16 protein-coding genes and 1 pseudogene are annotated in these 18,372 nt (G+C 69.9%); 12 read left to right on the top strand and 5 right to left on the bottom strand.

The genetic code is table 11. The features are described 5' to 3' along the window. A pseudogene (locus NGF19_RS16155) lies at positions 1–220 on the bottom strand (hypothetical protein); the annotation flags it as partial. A 400-nt stretch (positions 221–620) separates the two neighbouring features. Here NGF19_RS16155 and NGF19_RS16150 point away from each other — a divergent pair. Together NGF19_RS16150 and NGF19_RS16145 are read left to right on the top strand one after the other, a co-directional pair. Next, complete coding sequence (locus NGF19_RS16150) at positions 621–1,433, top strand: SAM-dependent methyltransferase (protein WP_252425612.1); 813 nt, start codon at positions 621–623, stop codon at positions 1,431–1,433. Next, entirely contained in the window at positions 1,430–3,577 is a 2,148-nt protein-coding gene (locus tag NGF19_RS16145; protein WP_252425611.1) for a putative bifunctional diguanylate cyclase/phosphodiesterase, read from the top strand. The genes NGF19_RS16150 and NGF19_RS16145 overlap by 4 nt, the downstream gene beginning before the upstream one ends. Before the next feature lie 44 nt (positions 3,578–3,621). Here the strand turns inward: NGF19_RS16145 and NGF19_RS16140 are convergent, their stop codons facing one another. Continuing rightward, positions 3,622–4,506 (bottom strand): LysR family transcriptional regulator, encoded by an 885-nt coding sequence (locus tag NGF19_RS16140; RefSeq protein WP_252425610.1) that lies wholly within the window; start codon positions 4,504–4,506, stop codon positions 3,622–3,624. Positions 4,507–4,626: 120 nt separating this feature from the next. Here NGF19_RS16140 and NGF19_RS16135 point away from each other — a divergent pair, with 120 nt between their 5' ends. From NGF19_RS16135 to NGF19_RS16095, 9 genes are all read left to right on the top strand, one after another. Next, positions 4,627–5,298, top strand: a complete 672-nt coding sequence (locus tag NGF19_RS16135; RefSeq protein WP_252425620.1) for a succinate dehydrogenase — start codon at positions 4,627–4,629, stop codon at positions 5,296–5,298. Beyond that, positions 5,298–7,256, top strand: a complete 1,959-nt coding sequence (locus NGF19_RS16130; RefSeq protein WP_252425609.1) for a fumarate reductase/succinate dehydrogenase flavoprotein subunit — start codon at positions 5,298–5,300, stop codon at positions 7,254–7,256. The genes NGF19_RS16135 and NGF19_RS16130 overlap by 1 nt, the downstream gene beginning before the upstream one ends. Next, a complete protein-coding gene (locus NGF19_RS16125; protein WP_252425608.1) occupies positions 7,253–8,002 on the top strand; it encodes a succinate dehydrogenase/fumarate reductase iron-sulfur subunit in 750 nt (249 codons plus the stop codon). Before NGF19_RS16130 ends, NGF19_RS16125 begins: the two co-directional genes overlap by 4 nt. 166 nt (positions 8,003–8,168) lie before the next feature. Next, positions 8,169–8,642 (top strand): nuclear transport factor 2 family protein, encoded by a 474-nt coding sequence (locus NGF19_RS16120; RefSeq protein ID WP_252425607.1) that lies wholly within the window; start codon positions 8,169–8,171, stop codon positions 8,640–8,642. Between the two features lie 236 nt (positions 8,643–8,878). After that, complete coding sequence (gene kdpF / locus NGF19_RS16115; protein ID WP_252425606.1) at positions 8,879–8,968, top strand: K(+)-transporting ATPase subunit F; 90 nt, start codon at positions 8,879–8,881, stop codon at positions 8,966–8,968. Between the two features lie 7 nt (positions 8,969–8,975). Further along, positions 8,976–10,640: a potassium-transporting ATPase subunit KdpA gene (kdpA, locus tag NGF19_RS16110; protein WP_252425605.1), complete on the top strand. Its 1,665-nt coding sequence runs from the start codon at positions 8,976–8,978 to the stop codon at positions 10,638–10,640. Further along, on the top strand, positions 10,637–12,769 hold the full coding sequence (gene kdpB, locus NGF19_RS16105; RefSeq protein ID WP_252425604.1) for a potassium-transporting ATPase subunit KdpB: 2,133 nt from the start codon (positions 10,637–10,639) through the stop codon (positions 12,767–12,769). The genes kdpA and kdpB overlap by 4 nt, the downstream gene beginning before the upstream one ends. Positions 12,770–12,812: 43 nt before the next feature. Beyond that, entirely contained in the window at positions 12,813–13,475 is a 663-nt protein-coding gene (locus NGF19_RS16100; protein WP_252425603.1) for a potassium-transporting ATPase subunit C, read from the top strand. A 301-nt stretch (positions 13,476–13,776) separates the two neighbouring features. Then, the gene (locus NGF19_RS16095) at positions 13,777–15,594 is read left to right on the top strand and encodes an APC family permease (RefSeq protein ID WP_252425602.1); all 1,818 of its coding nucleotides are present in this window, start codon (positions 13,777–13,779) and stop codon (positions 15,592–15,594) included. A gap of 36 nt (positions 15,595–15,630) precedes the next feature. On the opposite strand, the gene NGF19_RS16090 is transcribed toward NGF19_RS16095, so the two are convergent. The 3 genes from NGF19_RS16090 to NGF19_RS30985 all read right to left on the bottom strand — a co-directional run bounded on the left by NGF19_RS16090 (position 15,631) and on the right by NGF19_RS30985 (position 18,029). Beyond that, on the bottom strand, positions 15,631–16,113 hold the full coding sequence (locus NGF19_RS16090) for an inorganic diphosphatase (RefSeq protein WP_252425600.1): 483 nt from the start codon (positions 16,111–16,113) through the stop codon (positions 15,631–15,633). 30 nt (positions 16,114–16,143) lie between these two features. Further along, complete coding sequence (locus NGF19_RS16085) at positions 16,144–16,605, bottom strand: hypothetical protein (RefSeq protein WP_252425599.1); 462 nt, start codon at positions 16,603–16,605, stop codon at positions 16,144–16,146. A gap of 494 nt (positions 16,606–17,099) precedes the next feature. Further along, positions 17,100–18,029 carry a helix-turn-helix domain-containing protein gene (locus NGF19_RS30985; protein ID WP_252425598.1) on the bottom strand — a complete coding sequence of 310 codons (930 nt, stop codon included), beginning with the start codon at positions 18,027–18,029 and terminating at the stop codon, positions 17,100–17,102. Here NGF19_RS30985 and NGF19_RS30685 point away from each other — a divergent pair. Continuing rightward, a complete protein-coding gene (locus NGF19_RS30685) occupies positions 17,998–18,249 on the top strand; it encodes a peptidoglycan-binding domain-containing protein (protein ID WP_289735071.1) in 252 nt (83 codons plus the stop codon). The genes NGF19_RS30985 and NGF19_RS30685 overlap by 32 nt on opposite strands. The last annotated feature ends 123 nt before the right edge of the window (positions 18,250–18,372 follow it).

Below are 18,372 nucleotides of genomic sequence, written 5' to 3'. Positions count from 1 at the left end.
TGGGCGGAGGCGTGGGGCTCGGGGTACGGCACGGCGGGAGGGGCCAGTGGTGGCCGCCCGCGACCGCCACCGCCGTCGGGCCGTCCGGGCCGGTCGAGGCGTAGGCGCACGCGTCCGCCGACGCCGCGCCCGCGGGGGCGCCCACGAAGATCCACGCCAGCGTCATCGGCGTCAACAGCCGTATGAGGAAGGCGGATCGGGTCCGTTCGGATCGATGCACGACGGAGATCATGGGCCCGCGTACGCCGGTGCGCGCCGAAGCCCGTGGGAATTGCCCCGAAGGAGGGGATCGCGGCGGGCGCGGATTGACCGACACGGCTGTGACCGGGGAGGCGGTGCGCGGGACGCGGTGAGCGGGCGGGTGGCCGAGGTACGTCGCACAATCAGGGAGGAAAGGGGCGGACCGGTGGAACACGTCGGGCCGTCCCCGCTGTGTCCGTGCTCTCCGTGCGACCCGGTCGAACCGCCCCAATAGCCTCGATGTCCCATCGAAGACCACACGCCGTGACCGGGAACGGACGGTCAATTTCCGTTTCTGCTCGCTCTGTTGGCGGACGATCAGTAGCCTCGGCTCGAACACCGGATCGTCCGCACCCGCCGCCTACGCCTTGGAGAGCTACATGGAGCGTCCCGCCTGGGCCCCACGGAGCATCGACGTCTCCGTACCGAGCGTGTCCCGCATGTACGACTTCTACCTGGGCGGATCGCACAACTTCGAGGCCGACCGGGAGGCGGCGCGCACGGCGATGGAGCACATGCCGGGGCTCCCCAAGATCATGCAGGCGAACCGGGCGTTCATGCGCCGCGCGGTGCGCTTCGCCGTCGAGGAGGGCATCACGCAGTTCCTCGACATCGGCTCCGGCATCCCGACCTTCGGCAACGTCCACGAGGTGGCCCAACAGGCGGACCCGGGCGCGCGGGTGGTGTACGTCGACCACGATCCGGTGGCGGTCGCCCACAGCCAGGCCGTCCTCCAGGGCAACGACACGGCGGACGTCGTCGCGGGCGATCTCCTCAAGCCCCGGGAGATCCTGGCGAGCCCTCAGGTGGAGCGGCTGATCGACTTGAACCGGCCGGTCGCGCTTCTCCTCGTTGCCATACTGCACTTCGTGGAGGACGCGGACGACCCGTACGGTGCGGTGGCCGAGCTGCGCGACGCGCTGGCGCCGGGCAGTCTGCTCGTTCTCACGCATGCCGCGTTCGAGGGAGGCCCGCTCCCGCAGGAGCGGGCCGAGGGCGTCGTGGACGTGTACAAGAACATCCGCAATCCGCTGATCATGCGCTCGCGCGACCAGATCGCGCGGTTCTTCGAGGGGTACGACATGGTGGAACCCGGACTGGTGCCGATGCCGGACTGGCGGCCCGACACGGTGACCGGGGACGAGGACCCGTATGCCTTCTCCGGGTTCGCCGGCGTGGGGCGTTCGGCGTGAGTGCGGAGCCGGGGGGACCGGAGGACAGACTGCGCAGGTTCGCGACGATCTGGAGCCGGGCCGTGTTCCCGGCGACCTCGACGTCGCTGACCCGGCCGGAGTTCGAGGAGCAACTGCTGCCGCTGGCACGGCGGTTGAGCGACGCGTTGCGGGCCAGGGCGTTCGACGCCGCCGTGGCCAGGGAGATCGGGGCTGCGCTGATCGCGGTCCACTGCACGGACCCGGAAGCCCTCAGCCGCACGCTCGACTGCGTCGACGCCTATCTGGTGCTCTACTGCGGTGACCCGGACGCCTCCGCGCAGACGCAGGAGGCGCTCAGAAGCCGTTCATCGCGGCTCCAGCACGCGATGGCCGCCGGATTCGCCAAGGCGCTCAAGGAACGCACGCTGGCCGAGCAGGAGTCCATCTCCCAGGCCGCGTTCCACGCCCAGCGCATGGTCGCGCAGGCGCTGCACTCCAGCGAGGCCCGGTTCCGAGCCGTCTTCGAGGGCGCGGCCATAGGGATCGGCATCGCGGACCTCGACGGCAAGATCCTCGAGGTCAACGGCGCGCTGCTGCGGATGTTCGGCGGCTCCGAGCAACTGGTGCGCGGTCGCCTCATCACCGAGTGGACCCACCCCGAGGACGCGCCGCACATCTGGCGCCTGTACGACGAGTTGGTCCGCGGTGAACGCGACCACTACCACGTCGAGAAGGCCTTCTACCGGCCTGACGGAACGGTCCTGTGGACGAACCTCACGGTGTCGCTGCTGCGGGACGCGGACGGCCGCCCGCAGTACCAGCTCGCGCTGATGGAGGACACCACCGAGCGGCGCCTGCTGAACCTGCGGCTGCGCTACGAGGCCACCCACGACGCGCTCACCGGGCTGCCCAACCGCACCCTGTTCTTCGAGCGGTTGGAGAAGGCGCTCGCGGCGGGCGAGGGCCAGCGGTTCGGCCTGTGCTACCTCGACCTCGACGGCTTCAAGACCGTCAACGACAGCCTCGGCCACGCGGCAGGCGACCGGCTCCTCGTCGAGGTCGCGGACCGGTTGCAGACCTGTGCGACGGCGCCCGGCGAGATGGTCGCGCGGCTCGGCGGCGACGAGTTCGTGGCGCTGATCACCGGGGCCGACACCGAGCGCGGAGTGGACGAACTCGTCGGCCGCATCATGAACGCGCTGGTCACCCCGATCAGCGTCGACGGACGCGAGTTGACCGTGCGCGGCAGCATCGGCGTCGTGGAGGGGCCGGTCGGGGAGCGCGGACCGGCGGAGGTGCTGCGCAGCGCCGACATCACGATGTACCGGGCCAAGTCCGCGGGCGGGAACCGCTTCGAGGTCGCGGACCCCGAGGCCGACGCCCGCGCCATCACCCGCCACGGGCTGACCACGGCACTGCCCATGGCTCTTGACCGGGGCGAGTTCTTCATCGAGTACCAGCCGCTGGTGCACCTCGGCGACGGCACCGTGCACGGCGCCGAGGCGCTGGTGCGCTGGCTGCATCCGCAGCACGGTGTCCTCGGCCCCGACCGCTTCATCCCGCTCGCCGAGCACACCGGGCTGATCGTGCCGCTGGGGCGCTGGGTGCTGGAGGAGGCCGTGGGACAGGCACGCGCATGGCAGGAGCGGCACGCACGGACCGGCCCGATGCGCATCAACGTCAATCTGTCGCCCTGCCAGCTCACCCATCCGGGTCTGGTCTCCGACACCGTCGACATCCTGGAGGACGCCGGTCTCGAACCGGACGCGCTCTGCCTGGAGGTCACGGAGTCGGCGCTCATCGGGGCGGACGACGACCTGCTCAAGCCGCTGCGCCGACTGGCCGAGATGGGGGTGGACATCGCCCTGGACGACTTCGGCACGGGCTACTCGAACCTCGCCAACCTGCGCCGGCTGCCCGTGAGCATCCTCAAGCTGGACCGTTCCTTCACCCAGGGCATGCAGCAGTACCCGGCCGACCCCGTCGACCTCAAGATCGTCGAGGGGATCGTCTCCCTCGCCCACAGCCTGGACCTCGCGGTCACGGTCGAGGGCGTGGAGACCGGCGCCCAGGCCGAGCAGTTGCGGATCCTCGGGTGCGACACGGCCCAGGGCTGGTACTACGCCCGTCCGGGCCCGCCCGACCGCCTGCACGAACTGGCGCTGGCGGACGCGAGGGGCTGAACCGCCACCGCGTACGGGCCGGGCCGGGGCTCGCGCCCCCCGCCTCAGCGCTCCAGCAGCATGCGCTGCAGCTCCCGCGCCGCCCGAGGCGGTGCCACATCGCTGCGGTGGGCCAGCGCGATCGTCCGGTGCAGTCCGGGCGAGGCCAGCGGGGTCACGCGCAGATTGCGCCCGGACCGGGTCGCGACCATGCGCGGCACGACGGCGACCCCCAGCCCCGCCCGTACGAAGCCGAGGACCGCGTCCATCTCGCCGCCCTCCACGGCGAAGTCCGGCTCGAAGCCCTCGGCGCGGCACGCGGCCACGGTCAGCTCCCTCAGGTCGTAGCCGTGCCGGAACATCACCAGGCGCTCGCTCTGCAGATCCGCGATATGGACCGTACGACGGCCGCCGCCGGGCCGCGGGGCCTCCGGCGAGGACACCACCACGAGGTCCTCGCGCAGCAGCTCCACCGTGGTCAGCGCGGGGGAGGCGGTGGGCAGCGGCAGTACGACCAGGGCGAGGTCGAGGGCGCCGCGCGCCAGTTCCCGGACGAGATCGTGCGAGCCGCCCTCCTCGATCAGCAGCCGGATGCCGGGATAGCGGTCGTGGAAGGCGCGCAGCACGTCCGGCAGCAGCCCCGTGCACAGGCTCGGGGTGGCGCCGAGCCGCACCCGGCCGCCGCGCAACTGCACCAGCTCCTGCACCTCGTGCCGGGCCGTGTCCGCGTCGGCGAGGATGCGCCGGGCCAGCGGCAGCAGCGCCTCGCCCGCGTCCGTGAGCGTGATGTTGCCGCGTGCCCGCAGGAACAGATCCGCTCCCAACTCCCGCTCCAGCGCCTTGATCTGCTGCGAGAGCGAAGGCTGGGCGACATGCACCAGGTCGGCGGCCCGGGTGAAGTGCCGGGTCTCGGCGACCGCCACGAAGTACTGAAGCTGTTGGAACTGCATCCTGCAATCATAGGTGCTGGCTATCGAAACAAGCCGGACCATGTCTTGGACCGATGGGGCCCTTCGGCCCTAGCGTGCTGACCCATGGCTCTGGCAACCCGGACGGACCGACGGCCGTCCATGGCCCGCAGCGTGTGGGGCAGCACCGTCGGCAAGAAGACAGTGATGGCGGTCAGCGGCCTGATCATGCTGCTGTACCTCGTCGCCCACATGATCGGGAACCTCAAGATCTACTTCGGGGCGGGCGAGTTCAACCACTACGGCCACTGGCTGCGCACCGTCGGCGAACCGTTCATGCACTACGAGTGGACGCTGTGGCTCATCCGCGTCGTCCTGGTCGTCGCGGTCGTCGCCCACGCGGTCTCCGCGTACCAGCTCAGCCGCCGCGACATCAAGGCGCGCCCCAGCAAGTACGTGCACGCCCGGCCCCGGGCGAGCTACGCCACGCGCACCATGCGCTGGGGCGGGATCATCCTCGGCCTGTTCGTCGTCTGGCATCTGCTCGACCTGACCACCGGCACCGTGCACCCGGGCGGCTTCCAGGAGGGGCACCCCTACCAGAACGTCGTGGACACCTTCTCCACCTGGTACGGCAATGTCATCTACATCGTCGCCATGCTGGCGCTCGGCCTGCACATCCGGCACGGCTTCTGGAGCGCGGCCCAGACCCTCGGGGTCGGCAGCCGCACCCGCGACCGTGCCCTGAAGACCATCGCCAATGTCCTCGCAGCGCTGCTCACGGTCGGCTTCATCGCCGTGCCCGTGGGCGTCATGACCGGAGTGGTGAGCTGATGACTGCGTCCGCCGAATACTCGGACTACGCGACCGGAGCGCCGGTCGTCGACACCAAGGCCCCCCAGGGGCCGATCAACGAGCGCTGGGACACCCGCCGTTTCGAGGCCAAGCTGGTCAACCCGGCCAACCGGCGCAAGCACACCGTGATCGTCGTCGGCACCGGCCTCGCCGGTGGCTCCGCCGGCGCCACGCTCGCCGAACAGGGCTACCACGTCGTCCAGTTCTGCTACCAGGACTCCCCGCGCCGCGCCCACTCGATCGCCGCGCAGGGCGGCATCAACGCCGCGAAGAACTACCGCAACGACGGCGACTCCATCCACCGCCTCTTCTACGACACCGTCAAGGGCGGCGACTTCCGGGCCCGCGAGTCCAACGTCCACCGCCTCGCCCAGATCTCGGTGGAGATCATCGACCAGTGCGTGGCACAGGGCGTCCCGTTCGCCCGCGAGTACGGCGGCCTCCTCGACACCCGCTCCTTCGGCGGCGTCCAGGTCTCCCGCACCTTCTACGCCCGCGGCCAGACGGGCCAGCAACTGCTGCTCGGTGCCTACCAGGCACTGTCGCGCCAGATCGCGGCGGGCACCATCGAGATGCACCCGCGCACCGAGATGCTCGACCTGATCGTCGTCGACGGCCGGGCCCGCGGCATCGTGGCCCGCGATCTGATCACCGGGCGGATCGACACCTACTTCGCGGACGCGGTCGTCCTCGCCTCCGGCGGCTACGGCAACGTCTTCTATCTGTCGACCAACGCGATGAACTCCAACGCGACCGCCATCTGGCGGGCGCACCGCCGCGGCGCCTACTTCGCCAACCCCTGCTTCACACAGATCCACCCCACCTGCATCCCGCGCACCGGCGACCACCAGTCCAAGCTCACCCTGATGAGCGAGTCGCTGCGCAACGACGGCCGGATCTGGGTGCCCAAGGCCAAGGGCGACGACCGGCCGCCGAACCAGATCCCCGAGGACGAGCGCGACTACTACCTGGAGCGCATCTACCCCTCCTTCGGCAACCTCGTGCCCCGTGACATCGCCTCCCGCGCCGCGAAGAACGTGTGCGACGAGGGCCGCGGGGTCGGCCCCGGCGGCCAGGGCGTCTACCTGGACTTCGCCGACGCCATCCGACGCATGGGCCGGGCGAAGGTCGAGGAGAAGTACGGCAACCTCTTCGACATGTACGAGCGGATCACCGCGGAGAACCCGTACGAGGTGCCGATGCGGATCTACCCCGCCGTGCACTACACGATGGGCGGACTGTGGGTCGACTACGACCTCCAGACCACGATCCCCGGCCTGTTCGCGATCGGCGAGGCCAACTTCTCCGACCACGGCGCGAACCGCCTCGGCGCCTCCGCGCTGATGCAGGGCCTGGCCGACGGCTACTTCGTCCTCCCGTCGACGATCAACGACTACCTCGCCCGCAACCCGCACCATGACGAGGTCACGGCCGAACACCCCGTAGTCCAGGAGCTGTTGGCAGAGACCGAGGACCGGCTCCACACACTGCTCGCCATCGACGGAGACCGCACCCCCGACTCCTTCCACCGCGAACTCGGCGAACTGATGTGGGAGTTCTGCGGCATGGCACGTACCGACGCGGGTCTGCGCAAGGCACTCGAGCGCATCCCGCAGATCCGCGAGGAGTTCTGGCGGCGCATCAAGGTCCCTGGCACCGGCGAGGAGTTCAACCAGTCGCTGGAGAAGGCCAACCGCATCGTCGACTACCTCGAACTCGCCGAGCTGATGTGCCTCGACGCGCTGCACCGCGCGGAGTCCTGCGGCGGCCACTTCCGCGAGGAGTCGCAGACACCCGACGGCGAGGCCGCCCGCCAGGACGACAAGTTCTCCTACGCCGCCGCCTGGGAGTTCACCGGCACCGGCGAGGCCCCCACCCTGCACAAGGAAGACCTGGTCTTCGAGTACGTCCACCCCACCCAGCGGAGCTACGCATGAAGCTCACCCTGCGCGTCTGGCGGCAGCAGAACGCCGCCGCCGAAGGCGCCATGTCCACGTACGAGGTGGACGGGATCTCCTCCGACATGTCCTTCCTGGAGATGCTCGACACCCTCAACGAGGAACTCATCCTCAAGGGCGAGGATCCGGTCGCCTTCGACCACGACTGCCGCGAGGGCATCTGCGGCGCGTGCAGCCTGGTGATCAACGGCGACGCCCACGGCCCCGAGCGCACCACCACCTGCCAACTGCACATGCGGTCCTTCAAGGACGGCGACACCATCGACATCGAGCCCTGGCGGGCCGCGGCCTTCCCGGTCGTCAAGGACCTCGTGGTCGACCGCTCGGCCTTCGACCGCATCATCCAGGCCGGCGGCTACGTCACCGCCCCGACCGGCGCCGCGCCCGAGGCCCACGCCACGCCCGTACCGAAGGCGGACGCGGACTTCGCCTTCGAGCACGCCGAGTGCATCGGCTGCGGTGCCTGCGTGGCGGCCTGCCCGAACGGCGCGGCGATGCTCTTCACCTCGGCGAAGATCAACCACCTCAACGTCCTGCCGCAGGGCGCGCCCGAACGCGAGAGCCGCGTCCTGGACATGGTGGCGCAGATGGACGAGGAGGGCTTCGGCGGCTGCACCCTCACCGGGGAGTGCGCCACCGCCTGCCCGAAGGGCATCCCGCTGGTCTCCATCACCAGCATGAACAAGGAATGGCTGCGCGCGACCCGCAAGTCGGGCCGCCGCTAGCAGGAGACTGGTCGGCGCCGCTGCCGCAGGCGGCGCACGGCCGTATCACGTTCGCCGACAGGGGGCGGACGGGCGGGACCGGGCGTGGTGCTCGACCTCGGTCCCGCCAAGTACACCTACCGTGGCAACCCGATGGAGAACAGACGTTCTCCCTACGGAGGTTGCCATGACGCACGCACCGCGCCCGCCGTTCCCCCCGTTCACCCGGGACACCGCCCTGGAGAAGGTGCGGGCGGCGGAGGACGGCTGGAACTCACGCGACCCCGAGAAGGTCGCCCTCGCCTACACGGCCGACTCCCGCTGGCGCAATCGCGCCGAGTTCATCAACGGCCGCGACGAGATCGTCGCGTTCCTCACCCGCAAGTGGCGGCGCGAGCTGGAGTACCGGCTCATCAAGGAACTCTGGGCCTTCGACGGCGACCGTATCGCCGTGCGCTTCGCCTACGAATGCCATGACGACTCGGGCACCTGGTTCCGCTCCTACGGCAACGAGAACTGGGAGTTCGACGGCGACGGTCTGATGCGCAGGCGCCACGCCTCCATCAACGACCTTCCGATCACGGAGTCGGAGCGCCTGTTCCACTGGCCGCTGGGCCGCAGGCCCGACGACCACCCGGGCCTGAGCGAACTGGGCCTGTGACGGCGCGGGAGCCGTGGAAGTGCGGGGAGCCGTAAGAGTTCCATCAAAGGGGTGAACATCCCCGTAAGGGACCCGTCAACGGAAGTCGAATCCGGCCGGAAACACGCTTCTCTCGAACCGTTGCTGTCCCATTCGAACTCATCCCAGGAGCTCACGATGGCCGATCTGGCCTTCGTCATCGCCACGGTCGCGGTCTTCGCGCTGGTGGCCCTCGCCGCCAAGGGGGTGGCGAAGCTGTGACCGTCGAGAACATCGTCGGCCTGGTCGTGGCCGTCGCCCTGCTGGGCTATCTCGTCCTCGCCCTGCTCTTCCCGGAGAGGTTCTGAGAGCCCGATGAGCCCCGTACTGGCCGGTGTGCTCCAGTTGCTCGCCCTGATGGCGGCACTGAGCCTCGCCTATGTCCCCCTGGGCACCTACATGGCCAAGGTCTACTCCTCCGACCGGCATCTGCGGATCGAGAAGTGGATCTACCGGGGGATCGGCGTCAACCCGAACGTCCGGATGAGCTGGCCCGCCTATCTGCGCGGCGTCCTCGCCTTCTCTGCGGTCGGCGTTCTCCTTCTCTATCTGCTCCAGCGGCTCCAGGGCGTCCTGCCCCTCTCGCTCGGCTTCCGGTCCATCGAACCCGCGCAGGCCTTCAACACCGCCGCCTCCTTCGTGACGAACACCAACTGGCAGTCGTACGCCGGTGAACAGGCCATGGGCCATGTCGTGCAGACCGCCGGGCTCGCCGTGCAGAACTTCGTCTCCGGGGCCGTCGGCATCGCCGTGGCCGTGGCCCTGGTCCGCGGCTTCGCCGCCACGCGCGCCGGCGCCCTGGGCAACTTCTGGGCCGACCTGGTCCGCGGAGTCGTCCGCATCCTGCTGCCGATCGCGATGATCGCCGCGATCGTCCTGGTGGCCGCGGGCGCCCTGCAGAACTTCTCCGGCATCCACGCGGTCGGCCAGTTCCTCGGCGGCTCCCAGCAGTGGAACGGGGGCGCGGTCGCCTCGCAGGAGGCCATCAAGGAGCTGGCCACCAACGGCGGTGGCTACTTCAACGCCAACAGCGCGCACCCCTTCGAGAACCCGACCCCCTTCACCAACCTCTTCGAGATCTTCCTGATCCTGGTGATCCCGTTCGCACTGACCCGGACGTTCGGCATCATGGTCGGCTCGGTCCGGCAGGGCTACGCGATCCTCGCCACCATGGTCACCATCTGGGTCGGCTTCGTCGCCCTGATGATGTGGACCGAGTTCGCCCACCACGAAGGGGCGCTGCGGCTCGCGGGCGGCGCGATGGAGGGCAAGGAGGTCCGCTTCGGCGTCGGCGCCTCCTCGATCTTCGCGGTGTCCACCACCCTCACCTCGACGGGAGCGGTCGACTCCTTCCACTCCTCGTTCACCGGGTTCGGCGGTGGCATCGCCCTGCTCGGCATGATGCTCGGCGAGATCGCGCCCGGCGGCGTCGGCTCCGGTCTCTACGGCATCCTGATCATGGCGATCATCGCGGTGTTCATCGCCGGTCTGATGGTCGGCCGCACCCCCGAGTACCTGGGCAAGAAGATCCGCACCCGGGAGATCAAGCTCGCCGCCGTCTACATCCTGATCACCCCGGCGCTGGTCCTCGTGTGCACCGCGGTCTCCATGGCCCTGCCCTCGGCGCGGCACTCGATGCTCAACCCCGGCGCGCACGGGTTCTCCGAGATCCTGTACGCCTTCACGTCCGCCTCGAACAACAACGGCTCGGCCTTCGCGGGCCTGAACGCGAACACGGACTGGTTCAACACCATGACCGGGCTCGCCATGCTGTTCGGCCGCTTCCTGCCGATGGTGTTCGTCCTCGCGCTCGCCGGATCGCTGGCCGAGCAGCAGCCGGTACCGGTCACCGCGGGCACCCTGCGCACCGAGAAGCCGCTGTTCACCGGGCTGTTGGTGGGCGCGATCCTGATCATCGTCGGGCTGACCTACTTCCCGGCCCTCGCACTGGGCCCGCTGGCCGAGGGGCTGGCGTCATGACCACCCGTACCAAGAACCCAGAGGTTCCCATGCCCACCGTCACTCCGAGCCGGGCCCCGCACAGCGATGTCCCGAGCGGGCGCAGGTTCGCCAAGGGCCGTGTCGGCGCGGGCCTGTTCGAACCCCGCCAACTGGTCAGGTCGCTACCGGACGCGCTGCGCAAGCTCGATCCACGGGTGATGGTCACCTCGCCCGTGATGTTCGTGGTGTGGATCGGCGCGGTGCTGACCACGGTCTTCTCCTTCCGGACCCCGAGTGACCGGTTCGGCTGGGCGATCAGCGCCTGGCTCTGGCTCACCGTCGTCTTCGCCAATCTGGCGGAGGCCGTCGCCGAGGGCCGCGGCAAGGCCCAGGCCGACACCCTGCGCAAGGCCAAGACGGACACCCTGGCCAGGCGGCTGACCGGCGACCGCGAGGAGCAGGTCCCCGGCACCGAGCTGCGCATCGGTGACCTGGTCGTCTGCGAGGCCGGTGACATCATCCCGGGCGACGGCGATGTGATCGAGGGCGTCGCGAGCGTCGACGAGTCCGCGATCACCGGCGAGTCGGCGCCCGTCATCCGCGAGTCCGGCGGCGACCGGTCCGCGGTCACCGGCGGTACGAAGGTGCTGTCCGACCGGATCGTCGTCAAGATCACGACGAAGCCGGGGGAGACCTTCATCGACCGGATGATCGGCCTGGTCGAGGGCGCGGCCCGGCAGAAGACACCCAACGAGATCGCGCTCAACATCCTGCTGGCGGCGCTGACGATCGTCTTCCTCCTCGCCTGCGCCACGCTGCCGCCGTTCGCCGAGTACGCGGGCACCCGTCTGACCCTGGTCGTCCTGGTGGCCCTGCTCGTCTGCCTCATCCCGACGACGATCGGCGCGCTGCTGTCCGCGATCGGCATCGCCGGAATGGACCGGCTGGTGCAGCGCAACGTCCTCGCCATGTCCGGCCGGGCCGTCGAAGCCGCCGGTGACGTCTCGACCCTGCTGCTCGACAAGACCGGCACCATCACGCTCGGCAACCGGCAGGCATCCGCGTTCGTGCCGGTGGGCGGCGCGAGCGCCGCCGAGGTCGCCGACGCCGCCCAGTTGTCCTCGCTGGCCGACGAGACCCCCGAGGGCCGCTCCGTGGTCGTCCTCGCCAAGCAGAAGTACGAGCTGCGCGAGCGCGACCAGGGCGAGCTGGCCGGGGCCGAGTGGATCGCCTTCACCGCCCAGTCCCGTATGTCCGGCGTCGACGTGGACGGCCGCAGGATCCGCAAGGGCGCGGCCGGTTCGGTCATCGCCTGGGTACGGGAACGCGGCGGCGAGGTGCCGAAGGACGCGGACGCGGTCGCCGACCGGATCTCCCAGCAGGGCGGCACCCCGCTGCTCGTGGCCGTCGAGGACGCGGACGGGGCCCGGGTCCTGGGCGTCATCCACCTCAAGGACGTCGTCAAGGACGGGATGCGCGAACGGTTCACGGAACTGCGCCGCATGGGCATCAGGACCGTCATGATCACCGGCGACAACCCGCTGACCGCCAAGGCCATCGCCGAGGAGGCGGGCGTCGACGACTTCCTCGCCGAGGCCACCCCCGAGGACAAGATGGCGCTGATCCGACGGGAGCAGGCGGGCGGCAAGCTGGTCGCGATGACCGGTGACGGCACCAACGACGCGCCCGCGCTCGCCCAGGCGGACGTCGGGGTCGCGATGAACACCGGTACGTCGGCCGCCAAGGAGGCCGGCAACATGGTCGACCTCGACTCCAACCCGACCAAGCTCATCGAGATCGTGGAGATCGGCAAGCAGTTGCTGATCACCCGCGGCGCGCTGACGACGTTCTCCATCGCCAACGACGTCGCGAAGTACTTCGCGATCATCCCGGCGCTGTTCGCCGCGGTCCATCCGGGCCTGGACAAGCTCAACATCATGCGGCTGTCCTCGCCCGACTCCGCCATCCTCTCCGCGGTGATCTTCAACGCACTGATCATCATCGTGCTGGTGCCGCTCGCCCTCAGAGGCGTGCAGTACAAGCCGGTGAGCGCCGACCGGATGCTGCGCCGCAACCTCGGGATCTACGGCCTCGGCGGACTGGTCGCCCCCTTCGTCGGCATCAAGATCATCGATCTGCTCATCTCCCTCCTCCCCGGGCTGCACTGATGCGGAATGCGCCTGTACTGATGCGAAAGCGTGCTGAATCGCCATGAACAACTCCCTCAGGAACACCGCCCGGTTGCTCGGCGCGGGCCTGCGCGCCCTGCTCGTCCTGACCCTGGTCACGGGCGTCGTCTACCCGCTGGTCGTCACCGGCGTCGCCCAGGCGTTCTTCCCCGGCAAGGCGAACGGCTCCCGGGTCGGCGCGGACGGCAAGGTCGTCGGCTCCTCGCTGATCGGGCAGTCGTACGACCTGCCGTCGACGAAGGGCGACCAGCCCCCGGCCCCCGACCTGAAGTGGTTCCAGGGCCGCCCGGCGCACGGCCTCGGCACCAACACGGTCAACACCCGGTACAAGCTGCTCGTGTCCGGAGCCACCAACCTCGCCGCCGACACCAAGGCGCTGCGCGAGCAGGTCGAGGCCGCCAGGGCCGCGGTCGTCGAGGACAACTCCGTGCCGGGCTACACGGTCGAGCCGTCGGACATCCCCGCCGACGCGGTGACCTCCTCCGGCTCGGGCCTGGACCCCGACATCTCCCCGCAGTACGCGCGGATCCAGGTCCACCGGGTCGCCGTCAGGAACGGGCTGCCGGTCGAGCGGGTGGCGAAGCTGGTCGAGGAACACACCCAGGGCCGCACCCTCGGCTTCATGGGCGAACCCCGCGTGAACGTCCTCGCGCTCAACACCGCCCTCCGGGACCTCACGGCCTAGGGTCTTTCGTTTGGATCAGGCCGGATCAGGGAGCGGGGTCTGGTGCCGTACATCGCAAGGCGGAGGAGGGCGGCAGGGCGGAGTCCTGCCAACCGACGACAACGCGGCTGGGGGTCCCCCCTGCTCGAAGAGCTTGGGGGAGCGGCACCAGACCCCGCGAGCCCGGCGTGATCCAAACGAGAGGCCCTAGCACTGACCGCCCGCGCGTCGCACTCCCTCGCCTGCCGTAGTCCGGGACGCGGCCCCGGCCCCGGCGGGTGACACTGTTGCCGACCGTCCGCCCAGCCGTGATGAGGTCCCGATGGCGTATGGCCTGGCACGTCGTGAGCTGAGCCCCCGGGTCCCGCTCCGCCCGGGGGAGGGGGAGCGGGACCACCTCACGAGCCTGGAAGGCCTGGCCGCGCTGTCGCTGGACGCGCTCAGCTCGGTGGCGTACGGCCCCGAGGCGATCGTGCTGGGCCTCGTCGCCGCCGGGACCGGCGCGCTGACCGCGACCCTGCCCATCACCCTGGTGATCACCTTCCTGCTCGCCGTGCTCGTGGTCTCGTACACGCAGGTGATCGCCGTCCACCCGGACGGCGGCGGCGCCTACGCCGTCTCCAAGAAGGACCTGGGCGCGAAGGTCAGCCTGCTCGCCGCGGCCAGCCTCGTCGTCGACTACGTCCTCACCGTCGCCGTCAGCCTCGCCGCGGGCACCGACGCCCTCGCCTCCGCCTTCCCCGCGCTCGCGGGCCACAAGCTCGTCATCTGCCTCATCGGCCTTGCCGTGCTGACGGCCGTGAACCTGCGCGGCGTCACCGACAGCGCCCGCGTGCTGATGCTGCCCACCGCGCTGTTCATCGCGGCGATCGGCGGTGTCATCGTCGTCGGCCTGCTCCGCGCGCACCCGGCCGCCGTCGTGGGCACCGCACAGTCCCACCCCGCGCACGAGGCGCTCGGGATCCTGCTGGTCCTCAAGGCGTTCTCCTCCGGCTGCTCGGCCCTGACCGGAGTGGAGGCCATCGCCAACGCCGTCCCCACCTTCCGCACCCCACGCGTCCAACGCGCCCAGCGCACCGAGCTGATGCTGGGAGCGATCCTCGCGCTCCTGCTCATCGGCCTGGCCTTCCTCATCCACCGCGACCATGTGGCCCCCCGCGGGCAGGTCACGGTACTGGCCCAGCTCACCGCCGGTTCCTTCGGCACCGGCCCGGCCTACTACGCCACCAATCTCCTGGTGACCCTGGCCCTGCTCCTCGCCGCGAACACCAGCTTCGGCGGGCTCCCGGTGCTCATGAGCCTGCTCGCGCGTGACAACCGGCTGCCCCACCTGTTCGGGCTGCGCGCCGAACGGCCCGTCTACCGCTACGGCGTGGTCGCGCTGGCGCTGCTGGCCGCCCTGCTCCTCACCGCGGTCGACGCGAGCACCCACCGGCTGATCCCGCTCTTCGCGATCGGCGTGTTCATCGGCTTCACGCTCAGTCAGCTCGGTCTCGTACGGCACTGGGCCACCGAACGCCCCGCCCACTGGAAGCCACGCGCACTGATCAACGGCACCGGGGCGCTGCTCACCACCGTGGCCACCGTCATCCTCCTGACCACCAAGTTCCTGCACGGCGCCTGGGTCGTCGTGGTCGCGATCCCGCTGATGATGCTGCTGTTCGCCCGCATCCAGCGCTACTACGCGGAGGTGGGGCGGGAGTTGGAGCTGGGCCGCACCCCGGGTCCCCCGGCCCTGCGCGAGCGCAGCCTGGTGATCGTGCCGCTCGGCGAGGTCAGCAAGCTCGCCCGGCACGCCGTGAGCACCGCGCTCGCCTTCGGCGGTGACGTGGTCGCGGTCGCCGTCCACTCCGACCCCGACCGGGCGCGGGCGCTCCAGGAGGCGTGGCAGCGCTGGAACCCGGGCGTACGCCTCGACATCATCGACAGCCCGCACCGTTCGCTGGTCCAGCCGATCGTCGAGTACGTGGAGCGCGCGGCCGGGGACGGCCGGCAGGTCGCCGTGCTCATCCCGGAGGTCGAACCCCGCCATCGGCGCTACGAGATCCTCCAGAACCAGCGGGGTCTGCTGCTGGCCCACATCCTGCGGTCCCGTACGGACGTGGTGGTGTGCATGCTGCCGTACCGCCTGAGCGTATGAGCGCGGCGGTGGCCCGCTCAGGCCTCGGTGGCCCGGTCAGGCCTCGGCGGCCCGCCGCCGGGAGGCCTCGATCTCCGCGTACGCCTGGTCGCGGCCCTCCCAGTGGGAGCCCTCGACCGACTTGCCCGGCTCCAGGTCCTTGTAGACCTCGAAGAAGTGGGTGATCTCCAGCCGGTCGAAGACGGGGACGTCCCCGATGTCCTGCACGCCCTCGTAGCGCGGGTCGTGCGCGGGGACGCAGAGCACCTTCTCGTCCGGGCCCGCCTCGTCCTTCATGACGAACATCCCGACGGCACGGCACCTGATCGCACAGCCGGGGAAGGTGGGGTCGCCGACCAGGACGAGGGCGTCCAGCGGATCGCCGTCGCCGCCCAGCGTGTGCTCGATGTAGCCGTAGTCGGCCGGGTACCGGGTGGAGGTGAACAGCATCCGGTCCAGGCGGAGTCGGTGCAGTTCATGGTCCATCTCGTACTTGTTGCGCGAGCCTTGGGGGATCTCCACGATCACGTCGAACTCCACGACGGCCTCCTTGCGTTGCCGGTGAGCCGCTCAACAGCCTTGCGTACTCGGCCTGTTCAGCCGGTCCCGGAGCCTGCGCAGCTCGTCCGCGGGGCGGCCGAGGCCGTTCAGCCGCAGCCGCGCGGCCTCGGTCCACGCGTCGGCGTGCGCGGTGAACGCCAGGTCCATCGCCTGGCGCACCATCCACTGGTCGTACGCCAGCAGCCGACCCGCGTGCGCGCGTGCCGCGGCGAGATCTGGATACGTCATCGGCAGGCTGTGCAGGCGCCCGCTGAGCCGGTGCAGGGCCACGGTGTGCCGCCCGCACGTCCGCGCGGCCTCCGCGCGCACGGGTCCGGGCTCGCCACAGGCCGCCACCGCGAGGTCGGCCCCCACCTGGACGGTGACCGCCTCGTCCAACAGGGCGGTCAGGGCCCGGAGCTGGGCCTGGTGCGAGGCATCGTCGGTCGCCGGACGACGGCGACCGAACAGCCGAACGAAACGATGTCGCACGTCTCCAGTGTGCCCCCGGCCCGGCACACCGGCACCCGGACCGGCCCTGAGCCGGTCCGGCTGCCGGTGGGACCGTGGCCTCGCCGGGCGCAGCTCGGATGGGATGTCGTCGTCCAGGCCGTCGAGGTGTGGGCGAGGACGCCGGTGAGTGCGTCCATGTGGACGGCGAGCCAGCCGGAGTACGTCCGGCTGGACCTGGCGTCTCAGCGCCGACCGCTAGAACTCAAGGCCGCCAGAAGAAGGGGCCTACGCTTGTCGCTGTCCCGGCGGACGTCTCGGCGTAGTGGCAGTTTCGGGAGTAGAGGGCCGAATGGTGAGCTGTCGCGCGTAGCCCGGCAAGGGGGAGCCAACGAGACGGCCACACCTGACGTCGCAAGCATTCGACGGGGACGCCTCCTCCGGTCGGGGTGGGATGACGCGCGTCCAGGTCTGGGCGGCGGCGGTGGCAGCCTGTGTCAACGAGCCGACAGTCCGGCGCCGGTCGCCGCTCGTGATCATCGAGGACAGCGTCGCTCTCTCCGCTCGGCCGCCTCGGCCTGGCGGCGGAACTGGCTGGGCGAAGCGCCATAGGTATTCCGGAAAGTACGGGCGAATGCGCTCGGGTCGTGGAACCCCCAGCGGGCGGCGATGGCCTCGACCGAGTAGTCCCGTTGGTCGGGACGGGACAGGTCGTCGCGGCAACGCTCAAGCCGTCGGCGGCGAATCGATCCTGAGACCCCTTCGCGCTGTTCCTTGAACAGGGTGTACAGCGTACGCAACGATATGTGATGGTGTTCCGCCATCTGGCGTGGTGTCAGGTCCGGGTCCACCAATCGGTGTTCGATAAAGCTGTTGATCTGCCGGAGCAGCGCCTGGGACCGGACGGGAGCCCTGACGTCTTCCTCCTGGTCACATTGCTGGGCCATGCAGGAGACAGCGAGTTCCAAGGCTATGTCGCCAAGACCGGTCAAGTCGCCGGGCCGGCAATCGGGACCATTGCCCGCGACAGAGACCAGGATGTCGGACAGTACGGCCGGGAAGCCGACGCCGCCCCGGACGGGCCGAGCCAGAAGGCGTTGCGCTTCTCGTGACGGCAGGGGCCACGCGGTCTTGGGGATCTGCAGGACGAACACTTCGACGTCGCCGCCGTCCATCCCGGATCCGGATTCGTAAGGGAGCGAGGTATCCCAGAGTGCCATGTCCCCTGCCTGCAGCTCGGCTTCCGCGCCGTTCTGGGAAAACCACGCGGAGCCCCTCGACACCAGCCCCAACTGGTACTGCTCAGGATCACCGCGACGGATCAGCGCCGGCGTGCGCTTGGAACGCAGCAGTGAGTAGATGAACCTCGTCAACTGTGCGCGGCCCGGGTCCAGGACAGCGCCTTCGGCGTAGAAACCGTCCGGATCGCGCGGCATGAACGTCGAAGGCATCAGTGCATTCGACACCGCGTCACAGGGTCACCCGCTCATCACCGAAGACGGACTGTGGGGCCCGCAGACCAAAGCTCAGGTCCAATGGTTCCAAGGACTTTTCCATGTCCAACCCGACGGTGTCGTGGGCCCGTTCACAGGGGACTACGTCCTCTACTACGGCGACCAGTACTACGGCGGGACCAGCGGCTACTGCTTCACCTACGTACCGAGCGACTCCGGCCTCTTTGAATGACCTCCTTCTCGGTCCGGGGCCGAGGAATCTCCGCCCGACGGCCGCCACCTTTACGGGTGGCGGCCGGCTCCGGCCGGGGTTCCTGCTCAGCGGGGCCGCGCCGGGACCGCTCGCAACTCTTCC

It is taken from the genome of Streptomyces macrolidinus (assembly GCF_023887685.1).
Lineage (GTDB): Bacteria > Actinomycetota > Actinomycetes > Streptomycetales > Streptomycetaceae > Streptomyces > Streptomyces macrolidinus.
Note: the sequence above shows the minus strand (reverse complement) of the source record. Positions and strands in the feature narration are given on the sequence as shown.